The sequence below is a fragment of the Cobetia sp. genome, assembly GCF_983723665.1.
Genome location: NZ_CFDJES010000159.1, coordinates 1 through 4,198, shown reverse-complemented (window position 1 = coordinate 4,198; position 4,198 = coordinate 1). Strand labels below are relative to the sequence as shown.

Genomic DNA, 4,198 nt, shown 5'->3' with positions numbered 1-4,198 from the left:
CAGGAAGCGGTGATGTCGGTGCGCATGATGCCGATGGACTACGTGTTCTCGCGGTTTCCGCGCCTGATTCGCGACCTTGCCTCGCGGCTGGGCAAGCAGGTCGAGCTGGTCAGCCAGGGGCATGACACCGAGTTGGACAAGAGCCTGATCGAGCGGATCATCGATCCGCTGACCCATCTGGTGCGCAACAGCCTCGACCATGGCATCGAATCGCCCAGCGAGCGTGAGGCGAGCGGCAAGAGCGCCCACGGTACCCTGACGCTGTCTGCCCGCCATCAGGGCGGCAATATCGTCATCGAGGTAATGGATGACGGCGCTGGACTTGATCGTGTGCGCATTCTGGCCAAGGCGCGCAGCAACGGCCTGGCGGTCAGTGATGGCATGAGTGACGACGAGGTCTGGCAGCTGATCTTCGCTCCCGGCTTCTCGACGGCCGAGCAGGTCAGTGACGTCTCCGGACGTGGAGTCGGCATGGATGTGGTCAAGCGCAACATCCAGGCGCTGGGCGGGCAGGTGGAGCTTGCCTCCGTGACCGGGCAGGGCACCACCACGCGTATCGTGCTGCCGCTGACGCTGGCGATTCTCGAGGGCATGGCCATTCGCGTCGGCGAGGAAATCTACATCCTGCCGCTGTCGGTGGTGGTGGAATCATTGCAGCCGCAGGCCGACATGCTGTTCAGCATGGTCGGCAATGATCGCCTGCTGAAGGTGCGAGATGAATACCTGAGTCTGGTCGCTTTGCATGAGGTGTTCGCGGTACCCGGTGCCCAGACGCAGCCCGAGCAGGGCATCGTGGTGGTGGTGCAGGGTAAGGGGCGCCACTACGCCTTGCTGGTGGATGAGCTGATCGGTCAGCAGCAGGTGGTGGTCAAGAATCTCGAAAGGAATTATCGCAAGGTGCCGGGCGTCTCTTCGGCGACGATCCTGGGCGATGGGCGGGTATCGCTGATTCTGGATGTCTCGGACCTGCATCGCCTCGCCAACCAGATGCCAGCGGTGCAGAGGCAGGCAGAGGGCGTCACTGAGTCCGCCATGCCCCAGGACGCCATTGTCAGCTGAGGCGGTCGCCATTCACCGGCCGCATCCTCGCCCCTTGCGCCTCGGCGCGAAGCGTTACCCCATCACAGACAGGAGATGAGCATGTCTCACACTCAAGTTGCCGCGGCGCAGACGTCCAATGTCGGCCTGGCGCAGGACCACGCCTCCAAGACCAGTGACGGCGGCGAATACCTGGTATTCAGCCTCGGCGAGGAGCACTACGCCGTGGATATCCTCAAGGTGCAGGAGATTCGCGGCTACGAGAACGTCACGCGCATCGCCAATGCACCGGCCTTCATCAAGGGCGTGACCAATCTGCGTGGCGTCATCGTGCCGATCGTCGATCTGCGGCTGAAGTTTCAACTGGGCCAGGCCGAATACACGGCGCAGACGGTGGTGATCGTGATCAATATCGGTGAGCGCGTGGTCGGCATCGTCGTCGATGGCGTCTCCGATGTGATCAGCCTCGCGGCCGATCAGGTGCTGCCGCCGCCGGAATTCGGTGCGCGCATGAACAGTGACTTCCTGGCGGGGCTGGCGACCGTCAATGATCACATGCTGCTGATCATGGATATCGAGCACATGATGACCAGCGATGAAATGGCACTGATGGAGCCCGCGGCGCAGCCGGCATGACCTGCTGTCTCGCGGCATGAATCAGACGCAATGCGAGGCATGTTGCCTGTGGTGTGCGTCGCCTGATCTCGCGAACATTTTCACCTGTTTCGTCTCGAGCGCCGCTGGCCTGCTGGTCAGCGGCGTTCTGCGTTCAAGAACTGCCGACAGCGGCCGATAAGGTGTGCACCACAAGGTCGTGGGCGGCTGTACCGGGCAATGACGGTCATGCTGCCGGTCAGTGGTCTCGCCGGGTCAATGACGATCACGCTGTGACGAGTACGAGGCTAAGCAAGGGCAATGCGAAACAATCAGCCGGTGACGGCAAAGGAATACCCCATTGGTGAGCATGACTACCTGATCTCGCGTACCGATCTCAAGGGACGCATCACCTACGCCAACTCTGTCTTCATCGAGGTCAGTGGCTTCACGCGTGATGCCTTGATCGGTGCACCGCACAATCTGGTGCGCCACCCCGACATGCCAGAAGCCGCCTTCGAGAATCTTTGGTCGACGCTCAAGCAAGGCGAGAGCTGGCAGGGACTGGTCAAGAATCGACGCGAGAATGGCGACTATTACTGGGTCGACGCCTGTGTGACGCCGCTGATCGAGCAGGGCGAGGTGATGGGATTTGCCTCGGTGCGCGTCAAGGCCAGTCGCGAGCAGATCGCCCAGGCCGAGGAGGTCTACGCGGGCCTCAAGCAGGGCAAGCGCGACTATCGCTTGATCAAGGGCCGTATCGTGCGTGCTGGCCTCATGGGGGCCTTCAAGCGCCTCACCCAGTGGCGCATGGCGCCGCGTATCGCGCTGCTGGCCGCACTGCCGCTGGTGGCCGGAGCCATGATGGGCAGCGAGCTGCTGGAGGTGCTGGCCGATAGCCAGGCGCATGCGCGTGCCGTGCTGACCCAACTTGCCGCCGAGCTGCCCGCGGCGCAGCTGGCGACGCTCGAGCAGCGTCAACAAGCGCTCGAGGCAAGTCATGCGCGTCTGCAGTGGGCATTGTGGGCCGCCTTCGCTGGTGTGGGCGTGGCATCGCTGTGGTTGGCGCTGCTGACCTACCGCAGTCTGGTTCGGCCGCTGCGCAGCACCCTGGATTTCGCGCGCCAGATCGCCGCGGGCAATCTTTCCCAGTCGATGACGCTGGCGGGCAATGATGAGATGGCACGCCTGGTACGCGCACTGGACAGCATGCGCAAGTCGCTGGTCGGCATCGTCAGTGAGGTCAATGCGGGCATCAATGTGGTCAGGCCTGCCGCTGGCGACATGGCACACGGCAATCAGGAATTCTCGGCGCGGGTCGAGCAGCAGGCGGCATCGCTTGAGGAGACGGCGGCCAGCATGGAGCAGATGACCGGCACCGTGCGCCAGAATGCCGACAATGCCATCCAGGTCTCGCAACTGGCTGATCAGGCCACGCGCTCCTCCAATGAAGGTGGCGAGGCGATGCAGGCGGTGGTGGCGCGCATGCAGGGGATTACCGCTACCTCTGAAAAGATGGCCGACATCATCAAGGTGATCGACTCGATCGCCTTCCAGACCAACCTGCTGGCCCTCAACGCCTCGGTGGAGGCCGCACGCGCCGGCGAACATGGTCGCGGCTTTGCCGTGGTGGCCGGTGAGGTGCGCAATCTGGCCTCTCGCAGTGCCGAGGCGGCGCGCGAGATCAAGACCCTGATCGACACCACCCAGCGGGAGATCAGCGATGGCGGTGATCAGGTCGAGGCGGCGCGCGGCACCATGGAGGCGATCGTGACCGGCATCTCGCGGGTCAATGACCTGATCGCCGAGATCTCCTCGGCCTCGCGTGAGCAGAGTGGCGGCATCGAGCAGATCAACACCGCCATCAACGAGATGGACCAGGCCACCCAGCAGAACGCCCAACGTGTGATGAGCAGCGCCCATCTGGCGCAGGATCTCGAGCGGTCGGTCGCGGGGCTGTCGCATGCGGTCAACGTCTTCCGCTTTGGCGGCGAAGGCCCGGAGCAGATTCCCGCGCGCCTGCCGGGGGATGCATCAGCCGAGCAGTCTTCTTCTGTGCACGCTCAGGCCGCGACTCGAGCGCAGGTGCCTGGTGGCTCACAGGGCCCGCAACGGTGACAGAACTCACGCCGCCACGCATCTCCTCCACCTCGTCACCGGCCTCCCATGCCCTCGGACGGGACCTGTTGATGACCGATGACGACTTCGAGCGCATCGCGCGCCTCATCTATCAGCGCGCCGGAATCGTCTTGGCGCGTCACAAGCGTGAGATGGTCTACAGCCGTCTGTCACGCCGGCTCAGAGTGCATGGTCTGACGCGTTTCCATGACTATCTGACCATGCTGGAGGCCAGCCTGAGTCGCAGTGATCACGACGAGTGGCCTGCCTTCATCAATGCGCTGACCACCAATCTGACCGCATTCTTTCGCGAGCCCCATCACTTCGTCATGCTCGAGAACTTCCTGCGCGAGCGCCTGCAGCGCCAGGCGACGGGGCAGCGAGCGCCGCTGCGTATCTGGTGTGCGGCCGCCTCGACCGGGGAGGAGCCCTATTCCATCGCGATGGT

General features: G+C 63.6%; 4 protein-coding genes. All 4 read left to right on the top strand.

The features are described from left to right. Positions 1 to 1,059, top strand: a 1,059-nt coding sequence (locus AC4FAH_RS12820; RefSeq protein WP_490246154.1) for a chemotaxis protein CheW, incomplete at its 5' end; no start/stop codon positions are given. An 81-nt stretch (positions 1,060 to 1,140) separates the two neighbouring features. Then, positions 1,141 to 1,674 carry a chemotaxis protein CheW gene (locus tag AC4FAH_RS12815; protein WP_378080065.1) on the top strand — a complete coding sequence of 178 codons (534 nt, stop codon included), beginning with the start codon at positions 1,141 to 1,143 and terminating at the stop codon, positions 1,672 to 1,674. 279 nt (positions 1,675 to 1,953) lie between these two features. After that, on the top strand, positions 1,954 to 3,750 hold the full coding sequence (locus AC4FAH_RS12810; protein WP_288387958.1) for a methyl-accepting chemotaxis protein: 1,797 nt from the start codon (positions 1,954 to 1,956) through the stop codon (positions 3,748 to 3,750). 71 nt (positions 3,751 to 3,821) lie between these two features. Beyond that, on the top strand, positions 3,822 to 4,198 hold a 377-nt coding region (locus AC4FAH_RS12805), incomplete at its 3' end, for a CheR family methyltransferase (RefSeq protein WP_490246156.1).

Coding starts and splice junctions, on each gene's coding strand:
- AC4FAH_RS12815 (WP_378080065.1), top strand. CDS start 1,141: ATGTCTCACACTCAAGTTGCCGCGGCGCAGACGTCCAATGTCGGCCTG.
- AC4FAH_RS12810 (WP_288387958.1), top strand. CDS start 1,954: ATGCGAAACAATCAGCCGGTGACGGCAAAGGAATACCCCATTGGTGAG.